Raw genomic sequence first — 21,988 nt, 5'->3', positions numbered from 1 at the left:
CATGCTGGAAATTTTGTATCAGGACGAACATCTGGTCGCAGTGAATAAACCTGCGGGCATGCTGGTTCACCGCAGCTGGCTGGACCGCCATGAAACGGTGTTTGTGATGCAAACATTGCGTGATCAGATTGGTCAGCATGTGTTTACGGTTCACCGGCTGGATAAGCCGACGTCGGGCGTTTTGCTGCTGGCGCTGTCCAGCGAAGTGGCTCGTTTGCTGTCGCAGCAGTTCGAAAATAATCAGATGAGCAAAACCTATCACGCCGTAGTTCGCGGGTATGTGCCACAAGACGGCACCCTGGATTACGCGCTGACCGAAGAGCTGGATAAAATCGCTGATAAGTTTGCGGATCCGGATAAAGCGCCACAGCCTGCAGTGACGCATTATCGCGTCGTCGCACAGGTCGAAATGCCAGTGGCTGTAGGACGTTACGACACCGCGCGCTACAGTCTGATGGAACTGAAACCGGAAACTGGCCGTAAGCATCAGTTGCGCCGTCATATGTCGCATTTGCGTCACCCGATTATCGGTGACAGCGCGCACGGCGATTTAAAGCAAAACCGTGGCATGACGCAGCATTTTGGCTGTTCTGGGCTGATGCTCCATGCCAGTCATATGCAATTGCCACATCCGGTAACCGGTGAACCTCTTTCCTTGAATGCTCGCTGGGATCCTCGCTGGCAGAATGTAGTGACACAGTTTGGCTGGCAGGGAAAAATCCCTGAGCTTGAAAGGGTTGAGTTTGCAGAAACTTGCGGTCAGGATAGTCCACAAATTTAAGTCCTTTGATTGAAATATTGGCATCACACAGGAGTGAAACTCATGGCAGAAGTCGGAATTTTCGTCGGTACGGTGTACGGCAATGCGTTACTGGTAGCAGAAGAAGCGGAAACCGTGCTGAAAGGCCAGGGCCATGACGTCAAATTGTTCGAAGAAGGCACGCTGGAAGCCTGGCAGTATTACCGTCATCATTTTGTCCTCATTGTGACTTCAACCACCGGTCAGGGCGATTTGCCGGACAGCATCGCGCCTTTGTATGCCGCGATCCGTGACACTGTCGGTTATCAGCCGGAACTGCGCTACGGTATGATTGCGCTAGGTGATATCAGCTACGATCATTTCTGTGGCGGCGGCCATAAGCTGGATGATTTATTGCAGGAGCAGGGCGCGTCGCGTATCGGCGAATTGCTGGAAATTGATGCGATGGAAACCGCCGAGCCGGAAACGGTCGCTGTTCCCTGGGTGGAAAAATGGGGCCAGTTGCTTAAATAATTTCGCAGCAGTCTTTTCTGCGCACAATAAAAAAGGTCAGGCAAATGCCTGACCTTTTTACTTTCTCAATCTTCTGGCTGCGAATAATCAGCGACCGCTGGTCAGTTTTTCCAGATCGGATTCAATTTCAGTAATCTTATTCGCTACAACGGATTCCAGGTGACGCAGGTCATCAAGAATTTTACGCTTCAGATCCACTTCAACCTGATCGCGCTGGCAGATTTGGTCCAGTTCATCAATTACATAGCGCAGGTTAGGGCTGATTTCATGAATTTCTTTATAACCTTGCCCTGCGTTATCGGCAACGATGGTTTTGCGCTGGCGTGGATATTTAAATTTTACGCTTTTAGCAAAAAACTCACCTTTATCTCTGCGGAAGTAGATCTTCAGAATGTCGTTATTGGCCTCCTGACGCAGGCTGTAACGATCAATATCGTCGGGATTATTAATGCCCAGGCTTTTCAGATTGTCATACATAGCGCTACCTTCGTTTAGGAGAATATTTAACGGTCATGATGAACCGAAGAAGAATTCGAATCGTTGATTAATGACACAATTTGCTATCAACAAGATAAAAAAATAGCGGGTAACTGATGACCCGCTATTTTTAATCTTAGTCGATGGTTCGCAATAACTCATTCAGGCCGGTTTTGCCCAGAGTTTTCGCATCTACTTTCTTGACGATCACAGCACAATACAGGCTGTATTTACCGTCTTTAGAAGGCAGGTTGCCGGAAACGACAACGGAGCCCGCAGGGACGCGACCATAATGTACTTCGCCCGTTTCGCGGTCATAAATTTTGGTGCTCTGGCCGATGTAAACGCCCATGGAAATCACAGAGCCTTCTTCGACAATCACGCCTTCAACGATTTCAGAACGCGCGCCGATGAAGCAGTTGTCTTCGATGATGGTCGGGTTAGCCTGCAAAGGCTCCAGAACGCCGCCGATGCCTACGCCGCCGGACAGGTGTACGTTTTTACCGATCTGCGCGCAAGAACCTACCGTCGCCCAGGTATCAACCATGGTGCCTTCATCAACGTATGCGCCGATGTTGACGTAAGAAGGCATCAGTACGGTGTTGCGTGCAATGAATGCGCCTTTACGCACGGCAGCAGGTGGTACCACGCGGAAACCTTCACGCTGGAAACGCGCTTCATCGTAGTCCGCGAATTTCATTGGCACTTTATCGAAGTAACGGCTTTCTCCGCCTTCCATCACCTGATTGTCATTGATTCTGAACGAGAGCAGTACCGCTTTCTTCAGCCACTGATGCGTCACCCATTCGCCATCAATCTTCTCAGCCACGCGCAATTCGCCGCTGTCGATTTTGTTGATAACCTGAGTGATGGCGTCGCGCGTTACGCTGTCAACGTTAGCCGGAGTAATGTCTGCACGGCGCTCGAAGGCTTGTTCAATAACGGTTTGTAGTTGCTGCATCCTGTTCTCTTTCCTGAATTGGTTTTAAAAGATAGTGGTACTTGTATCACATTTTATCGCCAGGGTTGAGTGCCTCAGTTAATCGGCGTGTGATTTCCTGACGAGTTTGCTTATCCAGCGCACGGCGCTCACTGTTAGCAAGAATAAATAAGTCTTCTACGCGTTCTCCGATGGTTGAGATGCGCGCACCGTGCAGCGACAGTCCCAGGTCAGAGAACACTTCCCCGACGCGTGCCAGCAGACCGGGCTGATCCAGCGCCACCAGTTCCATGTACGTGCGGCGGTCGGTATGTGTTGGCAGGAAACTGACTTCGGTCTGTACGCTGAAATGACGCAGTTTCGGCGAAGGACGTCGGGCGCGCGGCGGCTGATAAGCCTGCGTCATCGACTGTTCCAGCGCATAACGGATCGCTTCATGTCGATCCTGTGCCAGCGGGCTGCCGTCCGGTTCGAGCACGATAAAGGTATCCATCGCCATGCCGTCGCGATTGGTGAAAATCTGCGCGTCGTGAATGCTCAGGTTACGCCTGTCCAGCTCACCGGCAACGGTGGCAAACAGATACGGACGGTCAGGACTCCAGATAAATATCTCTGTACCGCCGCGCGTTGCCTGACGGCTGACCAGCACCAGCGGTTTGGTGGAGTCGTGCTCCAGCAGATGTCTTGCGTGCCACGCCAGCTGATTCGGTGAGTGACGCAGGAAGTAATCCGCCCGGCAGCGGCTCCAGATGCGGTGCAACGCTTCCTCATCAATATTATCCATGCGCAGCAAGGCCAGCGCCTGCAGGCGGTGATGACGTACGCGCTCGCGCAGATCCGGCGTATTTTGCATACCGCGGCGCAGCTGTTTCTCGGTGGCGAAATACAGCTCACGTATCAGGCTCTGCTTCCAGCTGTTCCACAGAGTTTCGTTGGTGGCACAAATATCGGCTACGGTCAGGCTGACCAGATAGCGCAGACGGACTTCGGTCTGCATTTCCGCAGCGAATTGCTGAATTTCATTAGGATCCTGAATATCGCGGCGTTGCGCTGTTACTGACATCAGTAAGTGACAACGAACCAGCCAGGCGACCAGCTGAGTTTCACGGGAATTCAGCCCGTGCAGTTCGGCAAACTCCAGCACATCCTGCGCGCCAAGAATCGAGTGATCGCCACCGCGGCCTTTGGCGATATCGTGGAACAGCGCGGCCATCAGCAGCAGTTCAGGCTGCGGCAGGCGCGGGTACAATTCCACGCACAAAGGATGCTTTGGTCGCGTCTCTTCATGGGCAAAACTTTCCAGTTTTTGCAGCACGCGGATGGTGTGTTCATCGACCGTATAGGCGTGGAACAGGTCGAACTGCATCTGCCCGACGATTTGTCCCCATTGCGGCATATACGCCCACAACACGCTGTGGCGGTGCATCGGCACCAGCGCACGCGACACGGCACCCGGATGACGCAGAATCGCCATAAACATTTCGCGTGCCTGCGGGATCATGCACAGCGGCTCTTTCAGATGGCGGCGCGCATGGCGCAGTAAACGCACGGTCGTCGAGTAAATCCCTTTGATTTCACGGTGACGCACCATCAGGTGGAACATGCCGATGATGGTTTCCGGGTGGGTATCGAACAGGGATTCGTCGCGCAGATCGATAAGGTCGCCGCGTAACTGAAAATGTTCATCCAGCGGGCGTGGTTTTTCATTCGGGCCAATCGCCAGAATCGCTTCATCGAACAACTGCAATAACATCTGATTCAGCTCGCCGACCCGGCGGGTCATGCGATAGAAATCTTTCATCATGCGTTCGACAGGCTGATTGCCTTCGCCCTGATACTGCAACAGCTGCGCCACGCTTTGCTGACGGTCGAACAGCAGGCGGTTATCGTATCTTGGCAACACCAGATGCAGGGCGAAACGGATACGCCACAGGAAGCTCTGACACTCCAGCAGCTCGTTGCGCTCAGCTTTGGTCAGGAAGCCAAAGGCCACCATTTCATCGAGCGATGTGGCGCCAAAATGGCGGCGGGCCACCCACAGAATAGTGTGAATATCACGCAGGCCGCCCGGACTGCTCTTGATGTCCGGCTCAAGGTTATAGCTGGTGCCGTGATAACGCTGATGGCGCTCATTCTGCTCTGCTATTTTAGCGCGGAAAAAATTCGGCGAAGGCCAGAACCCGTCGCTGAAAATGTGTTTCTGCATACTGAGAAACAGCGCCACGTCGCCGCAAATCAGGCGTGATTCGATAAGGTTAGTCGCGACGGTTAAATCGGCCAGACCTTCTAACAGGCACTCCTCCAGAGTGCGGACACTGTGGCCGACTTCCAGTTTGAGATCCCACAGCAAAGTGATCAGCTCGCCAATCCGCAGCGCCTGTTCGTCGTTGAGGCGTTTCTGGCTCAGTACCAGCACATCAATATCGGATAAAGGATGCAGCTCGCCGCGGCCGTAACCGCCGACGGCCACCATCGCGGTTTCAGGGATATTGTCGAACCCGTAGAACGTCCACAGACGTTGCAGTAGCTGGTCGATGTAATGCGTTCGCGCATCCACCAGCTCTTCCGCCCGTTGCCCGGCATTGAAGGCATCCGCCAGCCATACCTGAAACTGTTCCATATGCTGTTTCAGACTCTGACGGTTTAAATCGTCATCCGGATAGACAGAAGGGGAGGCAGGTTGTGGCGGGAAAGTGTGGGTAAGATCCTGCGTGGTTTGTGGTTGCAGGCTCTTTTCAGCCGGAAAATTTTCAATCATGGGTGCGCAGCCCTACACGTGAGAGACCAATAAACGTGAAAGATAAAAAAACCGGCTTTCGCCGGTTTGATTCACAGATTTATACCCTCTCCGCAGAGCGGGCGACTGTTAGTCGTGCGTCAGAATAGCCGGGATGGTGTCATCCTTACGCAGCGTCATAATTTCACAACCGTTATCTGTCACCACAATAGTATGCTCGTACTGAGCCGACAAGCTGCGATCTTTAGTTTTTACGGTCCAGCCATCTTTCATGGTGCGGATACGGAAATCACCGGCATTGACCATCGGTTCAACCGTGAAAGCCATACCAGCCTGTAATACCACGCCGCCGTCATCTGCATCGTAATGCAGAACCTGAGGTTCTTCGTGGAAACCTTCACCGATGCCGTGACCGCAGTATTCGCGAACCACAGAGAATTTCTCAGCTTCGACGAATTTCTGGATCTCTTTACCCAGTGTACGCAGACGGATACCCGGTTTGATCATGCGCAGCGCGATATACAGGCTTTCCTGCGTGATGCGGCAAAGACGCTCACCCAGAATCGTCGGTTTGCCCGCAATGAACATCTTGGAGGTGTCGCCGTGGAAACCGTCTTTAATCACGGTGACATCGATATTGACGATATCGCCATCTTTAAGGATTTTGTCGTCGCTCGGAATACCGTGACATACCACTTCGTTAATGGAAATGCAGACAGATTTCGGGAAACCGTGGTAATCCAGACAAGCAGAAACCGCTTTTTGTTTGTTCACGATGTGATCGGCACAAATGCGATCAAGCTCACCGGTGCTCACGCCAGGTTTGACGAAAGGCTCAATGATTTCCAGCACTTCGGCGGCCAGACGGCCAGCAACGCGCATTTTTTCGATGTCTTCAGGGGTTTTGATTGAAATAGCCATGTGTTGTCCTGCAGGTTCTGTGCATCAGGTGTGCTTTATTTCTACACCGATGTCGTCAATAATTAGCTGTGGCTTATGGTATCAGCCCTGATATTTGCTGCCAAACTATCATTTCCCGCTAAGCAATTCGGTGAACAAAAGTTGCTGTCCGGCCGTTATTTATGATATAAAGCGCGCCGGCAATCCGCTCTGGGTCTTACGACGCTGAGGGATTAAAGCCAAAATCACTCATTGTGTACTTATTCACGTAAGTAATAACACACACGTATCGACACATACGCCGGGGTGCCTTGGGAATTCGTTCTTCGGGGTCGGTTGTATGGGATACGTGGAGGCATAACCCCAACTACTTAATAGAGGTTTTATCATGGCAACTGTTTCCATGCGCGACATGCTCAAGGCCGGTGTTCACTTCGGTCACCAAACCCGTTACTGGAACCCGAAAATGAAGCCATTCATCTTCGGCGCTCGTAACAAGGTTCACATCATCAACCTTGAGAAAACTGTTCCAATGTTCAACGAAGCTCTGGCTGAGTTGCAGAAGATCTCCTCCCGTAAAGGTAAGATCCTGTTCGTTGGTACTAAACGCGCAGCAAGCGAAGCGGTAAAAGAAGCTGCACACAACTGCGACCAGTTCTTCGTGAACCATCGCTGGTTGGGCGGCATGCTGACTAACTGGAAAACTGTTCGTCAGTCCATCAAACGTTTGAAAGATCTGGAAGTTCAGTCTCAGGACGGTACTTTCGAGAAGCTGACCAAGAAAGAGGCGCTGATGCGTACTCGTGAACTGGCTAAGCTGGAAAACAGCCTGGGTGGTATCAAGGATATGGGTGGTCTTCCTGATGCTCTGTTCGTAATCGACGCTGATCACGAACACATTGCAATCAAAGAAGCTAACAACCTGGGTATCCCGGTATTCTCCATTGTTGATACCAACTCCGATCCGGATGGCGTTGACTTTGTTATCCCTGGTAACGATGACGCAATCCGTGCAGTAAATCTGTACCTGAGCGCTGTTGCTGCCACTGTTCGTGAAGGCCGTTCGCAAGATCTGGCTGTTCAGGCAGAAGAAAGCTTCGTAGAAGCTGAATAATAAGGCAAGCTCAGCAGAGCCCTTATTAACCAGGTATTGAAATATGTTGGTTAGGGGGCCTTTATTGGCCCCCTTTGCTTATCTTAAATGCGAGAAATATCTCACCGCAAAAACCCTTTTTGCACTGAGATAATCGAGGAAAATACAATGGCTGATATTACCGCTGCCCTGGTAAAAGAACTGCGCGAACGTACTGGCGCTGGCATGATGGATTGTAAGAAAGCTCTGGTTGAAGCGAATGGCGACATCGAGCTGGCAATCGAAAACATGCGTAAATCTGGCGCGATCAAAGCTGCGAAAAAAGCAGGCAACGTAGCTGCTGACGGCGTGATCAAAACCAAAATCGAAGGCAACTTCGGCGTGATTCTGGAAGTTAACTGCCAGACTGACTTCGTCGCTAAAGATGCTGGTTTCCAGGCTTTCGCTGACAAAGTGCTGGACGCTGCTGTTGCAGGCAAAGTGACTGACGTTGACGTTCTGAAAGCTCAGTTCGAAGAAGAGCGTATTCAGCTGGTTGCTAAAATCGGTGAGAACATCAACATCCGTCGCGTTCAGATCCTTGAAGGCGATGTGCTGGGCAGCTACCTGCACGGCGCACGTATCGGTGTTCTGATCGCAGCTACTGGCGCTGATGAAGAACTGGTTAAGCAAATTGCAATGCACGTTGCAGCAAGCAAACCAGAATTCGTTAAGCCTGAAGATGTGTCTGCCGAAGTAGTAGAAAAAGAGTATCAGGTTCAGCTGGACATCGCGATGCAGTCTGGCAAGCCGAAAGAAATTGCAGAGAAAATGGTTGAAGGCCGCATGAAGAAATTCACCGGCGAAGTTTCTCTGACTGGTCAGCCTTTCGTTATCGACCCAAGCAAAACTGTTGGTCAGGTTCTGAAAGAACACAACGCTGATGTGACTAACTTCATCCGCTTTGAAGTGGGCGAAGGTATCGAGAAAGTTGAGACTGACTTTGCTGCTGAAGTTGCAGCAATGACTAAACAGTCTTAATCAGTATCTGATACACCCTAAAATGGAACCGCTGCGAAAGGGCGGTTCCGTTTTATCCAGCCCCAAATTCCTATTACATTGTGCGTAAAGTCATTCTGGCGGCGCTATGATGTAAAGACCGACTATCCATTAAGACACATTGCTTCTAGGACAGACACCATGGCTACCAATGCGAAACCCGTTTATCAACGTATCCTGCTCAAACTCAGTGGCGAAGCCCTGCAGGGCAGTGAAGGTTTTGGTATCGACGCGAGTGTATTAGATCGTATGGCTCAGGAAGTAAAAGAGCTGGTCGAACTCGGCATTCAGGTAGGTGTTGTGATCGGCGGCGGTAACCTGTTCCGTGGCGCGGGCCTCGCACAGGCGGGCATGAATCGTGTTGTAGGCGACCATATGGGTATGCTGGCGACTGTCATGAACGGCCTGGCAATGCGCGATGCATTACACCGTGCCTATGTAAACGCGCGCCTGATGTCTGCAATCCCTTTGAACGGTGTTTGTGATAATTACAGCTGGGCTGAAGCTATCAGCTTGCTGCGTCATAACCGTGTGGTGATTTTCTCCGCCGGTACCGGCAATCCTTTCTTTACCACTGACTCAGCAGCCTGTCTGCGTGGTATCGAAATCGAAGCTGATGTGGTATTAAAAGCCACCAAAGTTGACGGCGTGTATTCCGCGGATCCGGTGAAAAACCCGGAAGCTACGCTGTATGAAAGACTGACCTATCAGGAAGTGCTGGAACAGGAATTGAAAGTGATGGATCTGGCGGCCTTTACGCTGGCTCGCGATCACAATCTGCCAATTCGTGTTTTCAACATGAATAAGCCTGGCGCACTGCGTCGCGTGGTGATGGGTGAAAATGAAGGGACGCTGATTTCTAAAGCGGAGTGATCCTTCACAATTGAACATTGCGTTCAGCCAGCCTCTGCTGGCATGAGTATTCACGGACTATACTGATGTTATGGTCTGCCAGGTAACCCGCTTTCAAAGGTTAACAACGTGATTAACGAAATCAAAAAAGACGCTGAAATTCGTATGGAAAAATGCGTCGAATCATTCAAAACGCATATCAGCAAAATCCGCACCGGCCGTGCTTCACCAGGCATCCTGGATGGCATCATGGTGGAATACTACGGTTCAGCGACACCTTTACGCCAACTGGCCCAGGTGACTGTTGAAGATTCCCGTACTCTGGCAATCTCCGTATTTGATCGTTCAATCAGCGCAGCGGTAGAAAAAGCGATCATGACCTCTGATCTGGGTCTGAACCCTTCTTCAGCAGGCGCGACTATCCGCGTTCCACTGCCAGCACTGACCGAAGAACGTCGTAAAGACCTGATCAAGGTTGTTCGTGGCGAAGCAGAGCAGGGCCGTGTGTCTGTGCGTAACGTGCGTCGCGATGCGAACGATAAAACCAAAGCACTGTTGAAAGATAAAGAAATCAGCGAAGATGAAGATCGTCGTTCTCAGGACGACATTCAGAAACTGACTGATATTTTCATCAAGAAAATCGACGTTGCTCTGACTGAGAAAGAAGCTGAGTTAATGGAGTTCTGATCCAACTTTCTGCTTCCTCCCAAGCGCCGCAATTGCGGCGCTTTGTTTTTAACGGGCTTTAATTCTTTTACCGGTTCGCACAATCTCATAGACAAGCCGGATAAGAGGTTTCAGACTGTGCACTTTCCGAATTTACGAGCGCTATCCCGGGCATTTTCATGAAACAAATGACTATTCTTGGTTCGACAGGGTCTGTCGGCACCAGCACGCTTTCCGTTGTCCGGTCTAATCCTGACGACTTCACCGTTAAAGCACTGGTTGCAGGGCGCAATGTTGACGTTATGGCGCAGCAGTGTCTTGAATTTCAACCGGCTTACGCTTCCATGGCGGATGAAGCCTCTGCCCGCGCGCTGAGAGCTATCCTGGCTGAACAGGGATGCCGTACAGAAGTGCTTTCTGGTCAAGATGCTGCCATAGAACTTGCGGCCCTTGATGATGTGGATCAGGTGATGTCGGCTATCGTGGGTGCTGCGGGCTTGTTACCGACACTCGCTGCGGTCCGTGCCGGTAAACAGGTGCTTCTGGCCAACAAAGAGTCGCTGGTCACCTGCGGACGTATCTTTATGGATGCCGTTCGTCAAAGTCAGTCTCAGCTTCTGCCTATCGATAGTGAACACAATGCGATTTTCCAGAGCCTGCCTGAGGCTGTTCAAAAACAGCTGGGGTTTGCTTCTCTCAAAGAACATGGCATTTCCCGCATTATCCTGACCGGCTCCGGCGGCCCGTTCCGCGAACTCCCTTTGAATCAGTTTAGCGATGTGACGCCTGACCAGGCCTGTGCTCATCCAAACTGGTCAATGGGGCGCAAGATTTCAGTGGATTCGGCCACCATGATGAATAAAGGCCTTGAGTACATTGAAGCGCGCTGGTTGTTTAATGCCTCCGCCGCAGAAATGGAAGTTATCATTCATCCGCAATCAGTTATCCACTCGATGGTCCGGTATTGCGACGGAAGTGTGCTGGCTCAGCTGGGCTCACCGGATATGCGTACACCCATTGCACACGCAATGGCTTATCCGCAACGTGTGAAGACTGAAGTCGAAGCGCTGGATTTCTGCAAAATGGGCGCCATGACCTTCGGTGCGCCTGATTATGCGCGTTATCCGTGCCTGCAACTGGCGATTGAAGCCAGCAATACCGGGCAGGCTGCTACCACGGCGCTGAATGCCGCCAATGAAATTTCCGTCGCCGCTTTCCTCAATGGTGAACTCCGCTTTACTGATATTGCTTCTCTTAACCGCGAGGTTATGGAGCAACTTGTCAGTGCCGAACCCGATTCTGTTGAGGAAGTGTTGCATATAGACGCATTGGCGAGGGCGCGTGCGAAAGATAAACTTCGTACTTTTGCGGTCTAGGCCTGCTTTAGTACTTATGCAGCAGTTTGTTAGCATCACACTGAGATGGTATAGTCTGCGCCACACTGGCAGTAGATTTGGCTTTTCAGAGACTGAATGTTACAGGTGGAATCGGTGAGCTGTCAGTTAAGCCGTGCCTGAAAGGGAGACACGGCTTTTTTGCGCGTGTAGTCGCATTAGCGACAAACAGGTGCAGCGCCAGCCGGTTGTTCTGGAGTAAGCCTGAAGAGCGTTATGCCAGCCTGAAAGCCGTTGTGTTCTGATAAAAGGAAGTGAGTACGCGTTATGTCCCTCGAAAATCAACAGATGTCTGATATGTGTTGCTCTCAACCTCGCCATGTTGCCATTATCATGGACGGTAACGGACGCTGGGCAAAACGTCAGGGTAAAATGAGGGTATTTGGTCATAAAGCGGGAGTGAAGTCAGTGCGCAAAGCTGTGAGTTTTGCTGCCAGTCATCACCTCGATGCGCTCACGCTTTATGCCTTTAGTAGTGAAAACTGGAATCGCCCTGCTCAGGAAGTTTCCGCACTCATGGAACTGTTCGTTCGTGCTCTGGACAGTGAAGTGAAAAGTCTGCACAAACATAATGTCAGGCTGCGAATCATCGGCGATGTCAGTCGCTTTAGTGCTCGTCTGCAGGAACGCATTCGTCGTTCAGAAACACTTACTCAAAATAATGACGGTTTGACGCTCAACATCGCTGCGAATTACGGTGGCCGATGGGATATTATTCAAGGCGTTAAGACACTGGCTGGTCAGGTTGAAGCCGGTACACTGCGGGCAGAGCAAATTACAGAAGAATTGCTGAATTCAGCGGTCTGTATGAGCGAACTGGCACCCGTCGATTTGGTGATCAGAACCGGTGGGGAACATAGGATCAGTAATTTCCTGTTGTGGCAAATTGCCTATGCAGAGCTGTATTTTACCGATGTCCTCTGGCCTGATTTTGATGAAAATACCTTCGAAGGTGCGCTGACTGCTTTTGCACAACGCGAGCGCCGTTTCGGAGGGACTACACCTATCGGCGCTGACGCGTCCTAGGGAGAACATTTGCTGAAGTATCGCATTATCACAGCTTTGATTTTAATACCGATAGTTATTGCAGCACTCTTTCTGCTACCACCGGTAGGTTTCGCCATCGTCACCTTAGTGGTGTGCATGCTGGCGGCGTGGGAGTGGGGGCAACTGGCCGGTTTTGCAACACGTAATCAGCGTATCTGGCTTGCCATACTCTGCGGTTTTCTGCTGGCCGCCATGTTGCTGAGCATACCGGCTTATCAGCAAAGTGTGCATCTGATGCAGGTTGGGGGTTCTTTATGGGCCGGACTTGCATGGTGGTGTGTGGCGCTTGTGTTAGTCGTGGGGTATCCCGCGTCGGCAGGATTCTGGCGCCATTCCCGTGTGTTGCGGGTAATATTTGGTGTGCTGACGATTGTGCCATTCTTCTGGGGCATGATCGCATTGCGTCAATATGGTTATGCTGAGAATCATCACACTGGCGCATGGTGGTTGTTATATGTGATGCTACTCGTCTGGGGAGCAGACTCCGGCGCTTACCTGTTTGGTAAATTATTTGGTAAGCACAAACTGGCACCCAAAGTTTCGCCAGGAAAAACCTGGGAAGGGTTTGCCGGCGGGCTTCTGATGTCAGCTCTGATAGCCTGGTTGTTTGGCCGTTATGCACCGTTAACTGTGCAGCCTTCGATCCTGCTGATTTGTTCCGTTGTCGCAGCGCTGGCTTCTGTGCTGGGCGACCTGACGGAAAGTATGTTTAAACGCGAGGCAGGAATCAAAGACAGTGGTCATATGATCCCTGGTCACGGCGGAATACTCGATCGTATCGACAGCCTGACGGCTGCGGTGCCTGTATTCGCCTGTCTGATGCTGTTAGTGTATTAATCCGTCGCAGACGGTGATGTTTCTAAGGAATAGTTAGACATATGATGAACATACTCTGGAGCCTGGCCGCCTTTATCGTCGCATTGGGGGTGCTTATCACCGTGCACGAGTTCGGCCATTTCTGGGTTGCTCGTCGTTGTGGTGTCCGTGTAGAACGTTTCTCTGTCGGTTTTGGCCGTGCGCTCTGGCGCAGAACCGACCGTCAGGGAACTGAGTATGTACTGGCCATTATTCCTCTTGGCGGCTACGTCAAAATGCTCGACGAGCGAGTCGAAGCCGTTGCCCCTGAATTTCGTCATCAATCTTTCAATAACAAAAAGGTCTGGCAACGTGCAGCTATCATCAGTGCCGGACCGATTGCCAATTTCATTTTTGCCATTTTTGCGTACTGGCTGGTCTTCGTTATCGGCGTGCCCAGCGTGCGTCCGGTCATCGCGAATATCACTGCTAATTCAATCGCTGCGCAATCGAATATTTCCTCAGGTATGGAACTTAAGTCTGTTGCGGGTATCGAAACGCCTGATTGGGAATCAGTTCGTATGGCGTTAATGGGCGAAATTGGTGATGATCAAACGACCGTCGGGGTTGCGCAGTTTGGCTCATCTCAGGTCGTTGAGAAAACTCTGGATTTGCGCCAATGGCATTTTGATCCTGAAAAGGAGGATCCGGTGGTTTCTCTGGGTATGATTCCCAGAGGTCCGCAGATAGAATCTGTACTGCAGGAAGTGCAGCCTGATTCAGCCGCCCAAAAGGCGGGTTTGCAAGCCGGGGACAGGATCGTTAAAGTCGATGGTCAGATTCTGGATAGTTGGCAGTCGTTTGTCATACAGGTTCGTGACAATCCGGGTAAACCTATTGCGCTGGAAGTCGAGCGGGGTGGGGATTCGGTTGCTTTAACATTAACGCCGGACACGAAGTCCGCAGGTAAAGGCAAAATACAGGGTTTTGCTGGCGTGGTACCGAAGGTGATACCGCTGCCTGACGAATTTAAAACAATCCGTCAGTATGGTCCGTTTGTGGCGTTTTATGAGGCCGGGGATAAAACCTGGCAACTGATGAAACTCACTGTGAGCATGCTGGGTAAGTTAATTACCGGAGATGTGAAGCTGAACAATCTGAGTGGCCCAATATCCATCGCGCAGGGCGCAGGAATGTCAGCAGAGTATGGTTTGGTGTCTTACCTCACGTTTTTGGCACTCATTAGTGTCAATCTGGGGATCATCAACCTCTTCCCATTACCGGTATTAGATGGTGGACACCTGCTTTTTCTCGCAATAGAAAAGCTAAAAGGTGGGCCAGTTTCCGAGCGAGTTCAGGACTTCAGTTACCGCATTGGTTCAGTTTTGCTGGTGTTGTTGATGGGGCTTGCACTTTTCAATGATTTCTCCCGTCTTTAAGGCCGGAGATTAGGTTAGGAAGAACGCATAACAACGATGGCGATCAAAAAGTTGCTCATAGCGTCGCTGCTGTTTGGCAGCGCCACCGTATACGGTGCAGACGGTTTCGTAGTGAAAGATATTCATTTCGAAGGCCTGCAGCGAGTTGCCGTCGGTGCGGCGTTACTCAATATGCCGGTTCGCGTCGGTGATACGGTTACTGACGATGATATCAGTAACACCATTCGTGCATTGTTTGCCACTGGCAACTTTGAGGACGTCCGCGTCCTGCGCGATGGTGATTCTCTGATTGTTCAGGTCAAAGAACGCCCAACTATTGCCAGCATCACTTTCTCCGGTAACAAATCGGTAAAAGATGACATGCTCAAGCAAAACCTGGAAGCCTCTGGCGTCCGTGTTGGCGAAGCGCTTGACCGCACCACCATCGGCAGTATCGAGAAAGGTCTCGAAGACTTCTATTACAGCGTGGGTAAATACAGTGCGTCGGTGAAAGCGGTTGTGACCCCTTTACCGCGTAACCGTGTTGACCTGAAACTGGTCTTTACCGAAGGTGTTTCTGCCAAAATTCAGCAGATTAACATCGTGGGTAACCACGCCTTTACGACTGATGAGCTGATCTCACGCTTCCAGCTGCGTGATGAAGTGCCATGGTGGAACGTCGTCGGTGATCGTAAATACCAGAAACAAAAACTCGCGGGTGACCTTGAAACCCTGCGCAGTTTCTACCTGGATCGCGGTTATGCCCGTTTCAATATTGATTCGACTCAGGTTAGCCTGACGCCGGACAAAAAAGGCATTTACATCACGCTGAACATTACAGAAGGTGAGCAATACAAACTTTCTGGCGTGGAAGTGACTGGCAGCATGGCGGGTCACTCAGCAGAAGTTCAAAGCCTGACTAAAATTGATAAAGGCGAGCTGTATAACGGCGCCAAAGTCACCAAAATGGAAAACGACATCAAACAGATGTTGGGGCGTTATGGCTACGCTTATCCACGTGTGACCACACAGCCAGAAATTAATGATGCAGACAAAACCGTTAAGCTGCACATCAACGTTGATGCGGGTAACCGTTTCTACGTGCGTCACATCCGCTTTGAAGGCAATGACACCAGCAAAGACAGCGTACTGCGCCGTGAAATGCGTCAGATGGAAGGTGCCTGGTTAGGCAACGATCTGGTCGATAAAGGCAAAGAGCGTCTGAACCGTCTGGGTTACTTCGAAACGGTGGATGTGGATACGCAACGTGTTCCGGGTTCACCGGATCAGGTTGATGTGGTCTACAAGGTGAAAGAACGTAACACCGGTAGCTTCAACTTTGGTGTGGGTTACGGTACAGAAAGCGGTGTCAGCTTCCAGGTCGGTGTTCAGCAGGACAACTGGCTGGGGACGGGTAACTCTGTCGGCATCAGCGGTACCAAAAACGATTACCAGACGTACGCGGAATTCACCATCACTGACCCATACTTCACCGTTGACGGCGTAAGTTTGGGTGGTCGTATCTTCTACAACGACTTTAAAGCTGATGATGCGGATCTCTCCAGCTATACCAACAGAAGTTATGGTATTGGCGGGAACCTGGGCTTCCCGATTAATGAGAACAACTCATTACGTCTGGGTCTGGATTATGTCCATAACGATCTGTCCAATATGGAACCACAGATTGCTATGTTCCGTTATCTGAACTCTGTTGGCCTGAAACCACCGGTGACCACCAGTGATAATGCTGATGCTGACTTCAGTGCGAATGATTTCTTCGCCAACCTCGGCTGGGGTTATAACAACCTTGACCGTGGCTACTTCCCGACGTCAGGGACTAAAGCCAGCTTGAACGGTAAAGTGACTGTTCCGGGTTCTGATAACGAATATTACAAAATCACATTCGATTCAACCAGTTACTTGCCACTGAATCAGGATCGTGATTGGGTGCTGATGGGCCGTGCGCGTGCAGGTTACGCAGATGGTCTGGGCGGTAAAGAAGTGCCGTTCTACGATAACTTCTATGCCGGCGGTTCAAGCAGTGTTCGTGGTTTCCAGTCGAACACCATCGGTCCTAAAGCAGCGTATTACAAATGTACTACTGCTAATACCTCTTACAGCGGCTGTCCGATCGATAACTCGAACGATGCAGTAGGTGGTAACGCAATGGCAGTGCTGAGTGCGGAACTGATTGTTCCTACTCCGTTTGTCAGCGAGAAATACGCGAACTCACTGCGTACTTCCCTGTTTGTGGACAGTGGTACAGTCTGGGATACCGGTTGGGAAAATACCCCTGAGTCTCAGGCCGCGGGCGTTCCTGACTACAGTAAACCAGGCAACATTCGTGTTTCTTCAGGTCTTGCATTGCAGTGGATGTCTCCACTGGGACCCTTGGTCTTCTCCTATGCACAGCCAGTTAAGAAATATGAAGGCGATAAGGCAGAACAGTTCCAGTTTAACATTGGTAAAACCTGGTAACGTCGTGCCTGGGCAGAATTTGTTCAGCAGAATCGCAAAGGCCAGATGCTGATTTGATACACGGGTTTCGGCCCGTGTATTGTTTTCATATCGGGTGTTTTGTGTAATTTACTGTGCCATCTGGCACAAACGGGTGATGGAAGGAGTTTATAGTGAAAAAGTGGTTATATGCCGCAGGCCTCGGTTTAGTTATGGCTTCTTCAGCTAGCGTTCAGGCTGCTGATAAAATTGCTATCGTTAACGTAGCAAGCATTTTCCAACAAATGCCTGCTCGTGAAGCAGTAGCAAAACAGCTGGAAAACGAGTTCAAAAGCCGTGCGACAGATTTGCAGTCTCAGGAACGTGATCTGCAAACCAAAATGCAACGTCTGCAACGTGATGGCTCTACTATGAAAGCCAGCGATCGTTCTAAACTTGAAAAAGACGTTATGGCTCAGCGTGAAGCTTTCTCTTCTAAAGCGCAGCAGTTCGAGCAAGACAACCGTCGTCGTCAGGCTGAAGAACGTAACAAAATCCTGAGCCGTATTCAGGATGCTGTGAAATCTGTAGCGAGCAAAGAAGGTTATGATGTTGTTATCGATGCAAACGCCATCGCGTATGCAAACAATGACAAAGATATTACTGCTGATGTGCTGAAACAGGTTAAATAAACATGTCTTCAATTCGACTGGCTGATCTCGCACAGCAGTTGGATGCACAATTGCACGGTGATGGCGAAATTGCCATCACCGGCGTTGCTTCAATGCATTCCGCACACTCTGAGCAAATCACGTTTTTATCAAACAGCCGTTACCGTGAACAGTTGGCTTCCTGCAATGCAGGTGCCGTAGTGTTGACGGAAGCGGATCTGCCATTTTGCCCTACAGCGGCATTAGTGGTTAAAAACCCTTACCTGACCTATGCGCGTATGGCGCAGTTGCTGGATACCACTCCGGCACCGGCACAGGATATTGCTGCGAGTGCGGTGATTTCTGACAGTGCTACTTTGGGTAAGAATGTCTCGGTTGGCGCAAATGCAGTTATCGAATCCGGCGTTGTACTGGGTGATAACGTCATCATCGGTGCAGGCTGCTTTATCGGTAAAGACGCAAAAATAGGGGCCGGAACCCGCCTTTGGGCTAACGTTTCTATTTACCATCGCGTTGAGATTGGCGAACAATGTCTGATCCAGTCCGGAACAGTGGTTGGCGCTGATGGCTTTGGTTACGCTAACGATCGCGGTAACTGGATCAAAATTCCTCAGCTTGGCACGGTGATTATCGGCGACCGCGTTGAAATTGGCGCGTGTACCACAATCGACCGTGGTGCGCTGGATGACACCATTATCAGCAACGGCGTTATTATTGATAACCAATGCCAGATTGCACACAACGTCGTGATTGGAGACAATACGGCGGTTGCCGGTGGTGTTATCATGGCCGGTAGTCTGAAAATCGGACGCTACTGTCAAATCGGCGGAGCCAGTGTTATCAACGGTCACATGGAGATTTGTGACCAGGCTGTCGTGACGGGAATGGGAATGGTGATGCGACCAATCACTGAACCTGGGGTATACTCCTCCGGTATCCCGTTACAACCGAATAAAGTTTGGCGTAAGACGGCTGCATTGGTAATGAATATTGACGAGATGAATAAGCGCTTGAAAGCTGTCGAGCGTAAAATCGAAAAAGACTAATTACCACCTACGATGCTGCTTTGTGTTCCCTTTGTTGAGTGAACCTGCGACATACGTTCCTATTTGCGGCCTGCCTGATGACCTTGTTTTGGGGTCTGGCAGGCCGTGTTATTGATGCCATCAGTTTTTATAGACAGGAAGAGTATTTTGACTACTGACACTCATACTCTGCGTATTGAAGAGATACTGGATTTATTGCCGCACCGTTACCCGTTCTTGCTGGTTGATCGCGTGCTGGACTTTGAAAAAGGGAAATTTTTGCGCGCCGTGAAAAACGTTTCTTTTAACGAACCGTTCTTCCAGGGGCATTTCCCGGGTAAACCTATTTTTCCAGGCGTTTTGATTCTGGAAGCGATGGCTCAGGCCACCGGTATTCTGGCGTTTAAAAGCGTAGGAAAACTGGAACCGGGCGAATTGTATTACTTTGCAGCAATCGACGATGCACGCTTTAAACGTCCGGTCTTGCCGGGTGACCAGATGGTTCTGGAAGTTGAATTCATTAAAGAGCGTCGTGGCGTTGCTCGTTTCAAAGGTGTCGCGAAAGTTGATGGTGAGATAGCTTGCGAGGCATCAATGATGTGCGCCCGTCGCCGGGAGTCTTAATACATGATTGATAAAACCGCCTTTATTCATCCAAGCGCTATTGTTGAAGACGGTGCCGTGATCGGCGCCGGAGTCCATATCGGTCCTTTCTGCTACGTGGGATCCCAGGTAGAAATTGGTGAAGGTACTGAGCTTAAATCACACGTAGTGATTAATGGCGTGACCAAAATTGGTTGCGATAACCGCATATTCCAGTTCGTTTCCATTGGTGAAATTAACCAGGATCTGAAATATGCCGGTGAACCCACACGCGTTGAGGTCGGCGATCGCAACAATATTCGTGAGAGCGTTACCATTCATCGTGGTACCGTTCAGGGCGGTGGCCTGACAAAAGTGGGCAGCGATAATCTGTTAATGGTTAACGCGCATATTGCTCACGATTGCGTCATTGGTAATCGCTGTATTCTGGCGAACAACGCGACCCTCGGTGGTCACGTTGAAGTTGATGATTTTGCGATCATTGGCGGTATGACGGCGGTGCATCAGTTCTGTATTATCGGCGCGCATGTCATGGTGGGTGGATGTTCGGGCGTTGCTCAGGACGTTCCTCCGTTTGTGATTGCGCAGGGTAACCACGCTACACCTTTCGGTATCAATATCGAAGGGCTTAAGCGTCGTGGTTTCGAAAAAGCTGATCTGCATGCTATCCGCAATGCCTATAAATTACTGTATCGCAGCGGTAAAACGTTGGAAGAAGCCCAGCCGGAAATCGCTGCAATTGCGGCTGAATTCCCGAAAGCTAAACCCTTCAGTGATTTTTTTGCCCGCTCAACACGCGGCATTATTCGCTGATCTGCGCTACGGAAAACAATGCAAAAGCCTGTTCTGACAATTGGCCTGGTGGCCGGTGAAACGTCCGGTGACATTCTTGGCGCCGGGCTAATTCGAGCCTTAAAAAAGCATCATCCTGATGCCCGTTTTGTGGGTATCGCAGGTCCGCTGATGCAGGCGGAAGGATGCGAAGCCTGGTACGAAATGGAAGAACTGGCGGTGATGGGCGTGGTGGAAGTGCTTGAACGGCTGCCACGCCTGTTGAAAATCCGCAAAGATCTTACCCAACGTTTTAGCGAACTCAGGCCTGATGTGTTCGTAGGCATCGATGCCCCGGACTTTAACATCACACTGGAAGGCCGCTTAAAACAGCGTGGTATCCGCACGATTCATTATGTCAGCCCGTCTGTCTGGGCCTGGCGACAAAAGCGCGTTTTCAAAATCGGTAAAGCGACAGATTTAGTTCTGGCATTCCTGCCTTTCGAAAAAGCGTTCTATGACAAATTCAATGTTCCCTGCCGTTTCATTGGTCACACCATGGCTGATGCGATGCCGTTGCATCCTGACAAACAGGCGGCACGTCTGGCGTTGGGGATCCCTGAAGATGTTCATTGCCTGGCGTTATTGCCGGGGAGTCGTCATGCGGAAGTGGAAATGCTCAGCGCAGATTTCCTGAAAACCGCGTTGCAACTGCGACAAACCTATCCTGATTTGCATATCGTTGTCCCGCTGGTGAATGCGAAACGACGCGAGCAGTTCGAGCGTATCAAGGCTGAAATTGCACCTGATTTGCCTGCTCACTTGCTCGATGGCAAAGGCCGGGAAGCGATGATTGCCAGTGATGCAGCATTGCTGGCTTCAGGGACGGCTGCACTCGAATGTATGCTGGCAAAATGCCCGATGGTGGTGGGTTATCGCATGAAACCGTTCACGTTCTGGCTGGCTGAGCGTCTGGTAAAAACGCCATATGTTTCATTGCCCAACCTGCTGGCAAGACGCGAAATCGTCACTGAATTACTGCAAACCGAATGTGTGCCTGAAAAGCTTTCTGCTGCCTTGCTGCCTTTACTGGCTGGCGGAGAGAAAAGCCACGCGCTGCGTGAAACGTTCCTTGAACTGCATGAAAGTATCCGCCGTGATGCAGACGAACAGGCTGCTCAGGCCGTCATGGAGCTGGCAAACCGATGAGCGATGTATTTATCTATCCACAGGCCGTCTGTATCGCGGGTGTGGATGAAGTGGGACGCGGCCCGTTAGTGGGCGCTGTAGTGACAGCTGCTGTGATCCTCGATCCGGCCAATCCGATTAAAGGTCTGGCGGATTCTAAAAAACTGTCTGAAAAGCGCCGTGAGGCGTTGTACATCGAGATAAAAGAGAAAGCGCTGGCCTGGAGCCTCGGCCGCGCTGAACCCCATGAAATTGATGAACTGAATATTCTGCATGCCACCATGCTGGCCATGCAAAGAGCGGTTGCTGGTTTGGGTATCACGCCTGATATGGTGCTGATTGATGGCAACCGCTGCCCTAAACTTCCGATGGCGTCACAGGCGGTCGTGAAAGGGGACAGCAAAGTCGCTGAAATCAGCGCGGCTTCAATTCTGGCTAAAGTCACCCGCGATCGCGAAATGGTTGAACTGGATCTTCAGTTCCCTGAATATGGTTTTGCGAAGCACAAAGGTTACCCGACGCCGGTGCATCTCGAAAGCCTTGCCCGCCTTGGAGCAACAGCACATCACCGACGCAGTTTCTCTCCGGTGAAACGCGCGCTCGGGCTGGCATAACGCATCACTTGTTCCTGCCCCGTTTTGCGGGGTATACAACCCTTAATTCA

General features: G+C 50.8%; 21 protein-coding genes. 17 read left to right on the top strand and 4 right to left on the bottom strand.

The genetic code is table 11. The features are described 5' to 3' along the window. Position 1: 1 nt before the first annotated feature. A complete protein-coding gene (truC, locus tag ACM615_RS22725) occupies positions 2–781 on the top strand; it encodes a tRNA pseudouridine(65) synthase TruC (RefSeq protein ID WP_112288321.1) in 780 nt (259 codons plus the stop codon). A gap of 42 nt (positions 782–823) precedes the next feature. Continuing rightward, positions 824–1,273, top strand: a complete 450-nt coding sequence (locus ACM615_RS22720; protein ID WP_112288322.1) for a flavodoxin — start codon at positions 824–826, stop codon at positions 1,271–1,273. An 87-nt stretch (positions 1,274–1,360) separates the two neighbouring features. On the opposite strand, the gene ACM615_RS22715 is transcribed toward ACM615_RS22720, so the two are convergent. From ACM615_RS22715 to map, 4 genes are all read right to left on the bottom strand, one after another. Beyond that, positions 1,361–1,750, bottom strand: coding sequence for a DUF3461 family protein (locus ACM615_RS22715; protein ID WP_056781756.1), 390 nt, complete (start codon positions 1,748–1,750; stop codon positions 1,361–1,363). A 136-nt stretch (positions 1,751–1,886) separates the two neighbouring features. Further along, on the bottom strand, positions 1,887–2,711 hold the full coding sequence (gene dapD, locus ACM615_RS22710; protein ID WP_101079222.1) for a 2,3,4,5-tetrahydropyridine-2,6-dicarboxylate N-succinyltransferase: 825 nt from the start codon (positions 2,709–2,711) through the stop codon (positions 1,887–1,889). 46 nt (positions 2,712–2,757) lie between these two features. Further along, positions 2,758–5,448 (bottom strand): bifunctional uridylyltransferase/uridylyl-removing protein GlnD, encoded by a 2,691-nt coding sequence (glnD, locus tag ACM615_RS22705; RefSeq protein ID WP_165353147.1) that lies wholly within the window; start codon positions 5,446–5,448, stop codon positions 2,758–2,760. Positions 5,449–5,556: 108 nt separating this feature from the next. Continuing rightward, a complete protein-coding gene (map, locus tag ACM615_RS22700; protein WP_113878223.1) occupies positions 5,557–6,348 on the bottom strand; it encodes a type I methionyl aminopeptidase in 792 nt (263 codons plus the stop codon). 367 nt (positions 6,349–6,715) lie between these two features. Between map and rpsB the strand changes: the two genes are divergently transcribed. The 15 genes from rpsB (at position 6,716) to rnhB (ending at position 21,938) form a co-directional block, all read left to right on the top strand. Then, complete coding sequence (gene rpsB, locus ACM615_RS22695) at positions 6,716–7,441, top strand: 30S ribosomal protein S2 (protein WP_095923217.1); 726 nt, start codon at positions 6,716–6,718, stop codon at positions 7,439–7,441. A gap of 147 nt (positions 7,442–7,588) precedes the next feature. After that, positions 7,589–8,440 carry a translation elongation factor Ts gene (tsf, locus tag ACM615_RS22690; RefSeq protein ID WP_112288325.1) on the top strand — a complete coding sequence of 284 codons (852 nt, stop codon included), beginning with the start codon at positions 7,589–7,591 and terminating at the stop codon, positions 8,438–8,440. Positions 8,441–8,599: 159 nt separating this feature from the next. Further along, entirely contained in the window at positions 8,600–9,331 is a 732-nt protein-coding gene (gene pyrH / locus ACM615_RS22685) for a UMP kinase (protein WP_095923215.1), read from the top strand. A 108-nt stretch (positions 9,332–9,439) separates the two neighbouring features. Next, the gene (frr, locus tag ACM615_RS22680; RefSeq protein ID WP_112288326.1) at positions 9,440–9,997 is read left to right on the top strand and encodes a ribosome recycling factor; all 558 of its coding nucleotides are present in this window, start codon (positions 9,440–9,442) and stop codon (positions 9,995–9,997) included. A gap of 158 nt (positions 9,998–10,155) precedes the next feature. After that, positions 10,156–11,352: a 1-deoxy-D-xylulose-5-phosphate reductoisomerase gene (gene ispC, locus ACM615_RS22675; protein ID WP_129638934.1), complete on the top strand. Its 1,197-nt coding sequence runs from the start codon at positions 10,156–10,158 to the stop codon at positions 11,350–11,352. A gap of 285 nt (positions 11,353–11,637) precedes the next feature. Next, positions 11,638–12,396 (top strand): (2E,6E)-farnesyl-diphosphate-specific ditrans,polycis-undecaprenyl-diphosphate synthase, encoded by a 759-nt coding sequence (ispU, locus tag ACM615_RS22670; protein ID WP_095923213.1) that lies wholly within the window; start codon positions 11,638–11,640, stop codon positions 12,394–12,396. Between the two features lie 9 nt (positions 12,397–12,405). Next, positions 12,406–13,254: a phosphatidate cytidylyltransferase gene (cdsA, locus tag ACM615_RS22665; protein WP_112288329.1), complete on the top strand. Its 849-nt coding sequence runs from the start codon at positions 12,406–12,408 to the stop codon at positions 13,252–13,254. A gap of 41 nt (positions 13,255–13,295) precedes the next feature. Beyond that, the gene (rseP, locus tag ACM615_RS22660) at positions 13,296–14,651 is read left to right on the top strand and encodes a sigma E protease regulator RseP (protein ID WP_113878220.1); all 1,356 of its coding nucleotides are present in this window, start codon (positions 13,296–13,298) and stop codon (positions 14,649–14,651) included. A gap of 36 nt (positions 14,652–14,687) precedes the next feature. After that, complete coding sequence (bamA, locus tag ACM615_RS22655; RefSeq protein ID WP_112288331.1) at positions 14,688–17,108, top strand: outer membrane protein assembly factor BamA; 2,421 nt, start codon at positions 14,688–14,690, stop codon at positions 17,106–17,108. 152 nt (positions 17,109–17,260) lie between these two features. Further along, complete coding sequence (gene skp, locus ACM615_RS22650) at positions 17,261–17,758, top strand: molecular chaperone Skp (RefSeq protein ID WP_112288332.1); 498 nt, start codon at positions 17,261–17,263, stop codon at positions 17,756–17,758. Positions 17,759–17,760: 2 nt separating this feature from the next. Then, entirely contained in the window at positions 17,761–18,783 is a 1,023-nt protein-coding gene (lpxD, locus tag ACM615_RS22645) for a UDP-3-O-(3-hydroxymyristoyl)glucosamine N-acyltransferase (protein ID WP_431012571.1), read from the top strand. Between the two features lie 147 nt (positions 18,784–18,930). Further along, positions 18,931–19,386, top strand: coding sequence for a 3-hydroxyacyl-ACP dehydratase FabZ (fabZ, locus tag ACM615_RS22640; RefSeq protein WP_095923207.1), 456 nt, complete (start codon positions 18,931–18,933; stop codon positions 19,384–19,386). A gap of 3 nt (positions 19,387–19,389) precedes the next feature. Further along, a complete protein-coding gene (gene lpxA, locus ACM615_RS22635; protein ID WP_113878219.1) occupies positions 19,390–20,178 on the top strand; it encodes an acyl-ACP--UDP-N-acetylglucosamine O-acyltransferase in 789 nt (262 codons plus the stop codon). Positions 20,179–20,196: 18 nt separating this feature from the next. Continuing rightward, positions 20,197–21,345: a lipid-A-disaccharide synthase gene (gene lpxB / locus ACM615_RS22630; protein ID WP_431012570.1), complete on the top strand. Its 1,149-nt coding sequence runs from the start codon at positions 20,197–20,199 to the stop codon at positions 21,343–21,345. Further along, the gene (gene rnhB / locus ACM615_RS22625; protein WP_113878217.1) at positions 21,342–21,938 is read left to right on the top strand and encodes a ribonuclease HII; all 597 of its coding nucleotides are present in this window, start codon (positions 21,342–21,344) and stop codon (positions 21,936–21,938) included. Before lpxB ends, rnhB begins: the two co-directional genes overlap by 4 nt. Positions 21,939–21,988: the final 50 nt, after the last annotated feature.

The sequence above is a fragment of the Rahnella sp. PAMC25617 genome, from assembly GCF_050606005.1.
Lineage (GTDB): Bacteria > Pseudomonadota > Gammaproteobacteria > Enterobacterales > Enterobacteriaceae > Rahnella > Rahnella variigena.
This window is presented reverse-complemented; position numbering and strand designations above follow the sequence as displayed.

Excerpts from the sequence above, each read along its gene's own strand:
- lpxB (WP_431012570.1), top strand. The coding sequence starts at position 20,197 with ATGCAAAAGCCTGTTCTGACAATTGGCCTGGTGGCCGGTGAAACGTCC.
- map (WP_113878223.1), bottom strand. The coding sequence starts at position 6,348 with ATGGCTATTTCAATCAAAACCCCTGAAGACATCGAAAAAATGCGCGTT.
- rnhB (WP_113878217.1), top strand. The coding sequence starts at position 21,342 with ATGAGCGATGTATTTATCTATCCACAGGCCGTCTGTATCGCGGGTGTG.
- tsf (WP_112288325.1), top strand. The coding sequence starts at position 7,589 with ATGGCTGATATTACCGCTGCCCTGGTAAAAGAACTGCGCGAACGTACT.
- dapD (WP_101079222.1), bottom strand. The coding sequence starts at position 2,711 with ATGCAGCAACTACAAACCGTTATTGAACAAGCCTTCGAGCGCCGTGCA.
- lpxA (WP_113878219.1), top strand. The coding sequence starts at position 19,390 with ATGATTGATAAAACCGCCTTTATTCATCCAAGCGCTATTGTTGAAGAC.
- ACM615_RS22715 (WP_056781756.1), bottom strand. The coding sequence starts at position 1,750 with ATGTATGACAATCTGAAAAGCCTGGGCATTAATAATCCCGACGATATT.
- glnD (WP_165353147.1), bottom strand. The coding sequence starts at position 5,448 with ATGATTGAAAATTTTCCGGCTGAAAAGAGCCTGCAACCACAAACCACG.
- lpxD (WP_431012571.1), top strand. The coding sequence starts at position 17,761 with ATGTCTTCAATTCGACTGGCTGATCTCGCACAGCAGTTGGATGCACAA.
- truC (WP_112288321.1), top strand. The coding sequence starts at position 2 with ATGCTGGAAATTTTGTATCAGGACGAACATCTGGTCGCAGTGAATAAA.
- ispC (WP_129638934.1), top strand. The coding sequence starts at position 10,156 with ATGAAACAAATGACTATTCTTGGTTCGACAGGGTCTGTCGGCACCAGC.
- bamA (WP_112288331.1), top strand. The coding sequence starts at position 14,688 with ATGGCGATCAAAAAGTTGCTCATAGCGTCGCTGCTGTTTGGCAGCGCC.
- ispU (WP_095923213.1), top strand. The coding sequence starts at position 11,638 with ATGTCCCTCGAAAATCAACAGATGTCTGATATGTGTTGCTCTCAACCT.
- rseP (WP_113878220.1), top strand. The coding sequence starts at position 13,296 with ATGATGAACATACTCTGGAGCCTGGCCGCCTTTATCGTCGCATTGGGG.
- ACM615_RS22720 (WP_112288322.1), top strand. The coding sequence starts at position 824 with ATGGCAGAAGTCGGAATTTTCGTCGGTACGGTGTACGGCAATGCGTTA.
- pyrH (WP_095923215.1), top strand. The coding sequence starts at position 8,600 with ATGGCTACCAATGCGAAACCCGTTTATCAACGTATCCTGCTCAAACTC.
- rpsB (WP_095923217.1), top strand. The coding sequence starts at position 6,716 with ATGGCAACTGTTTCCATGCGCGACATGCTCAAGGCCGGTGTTCACTTC.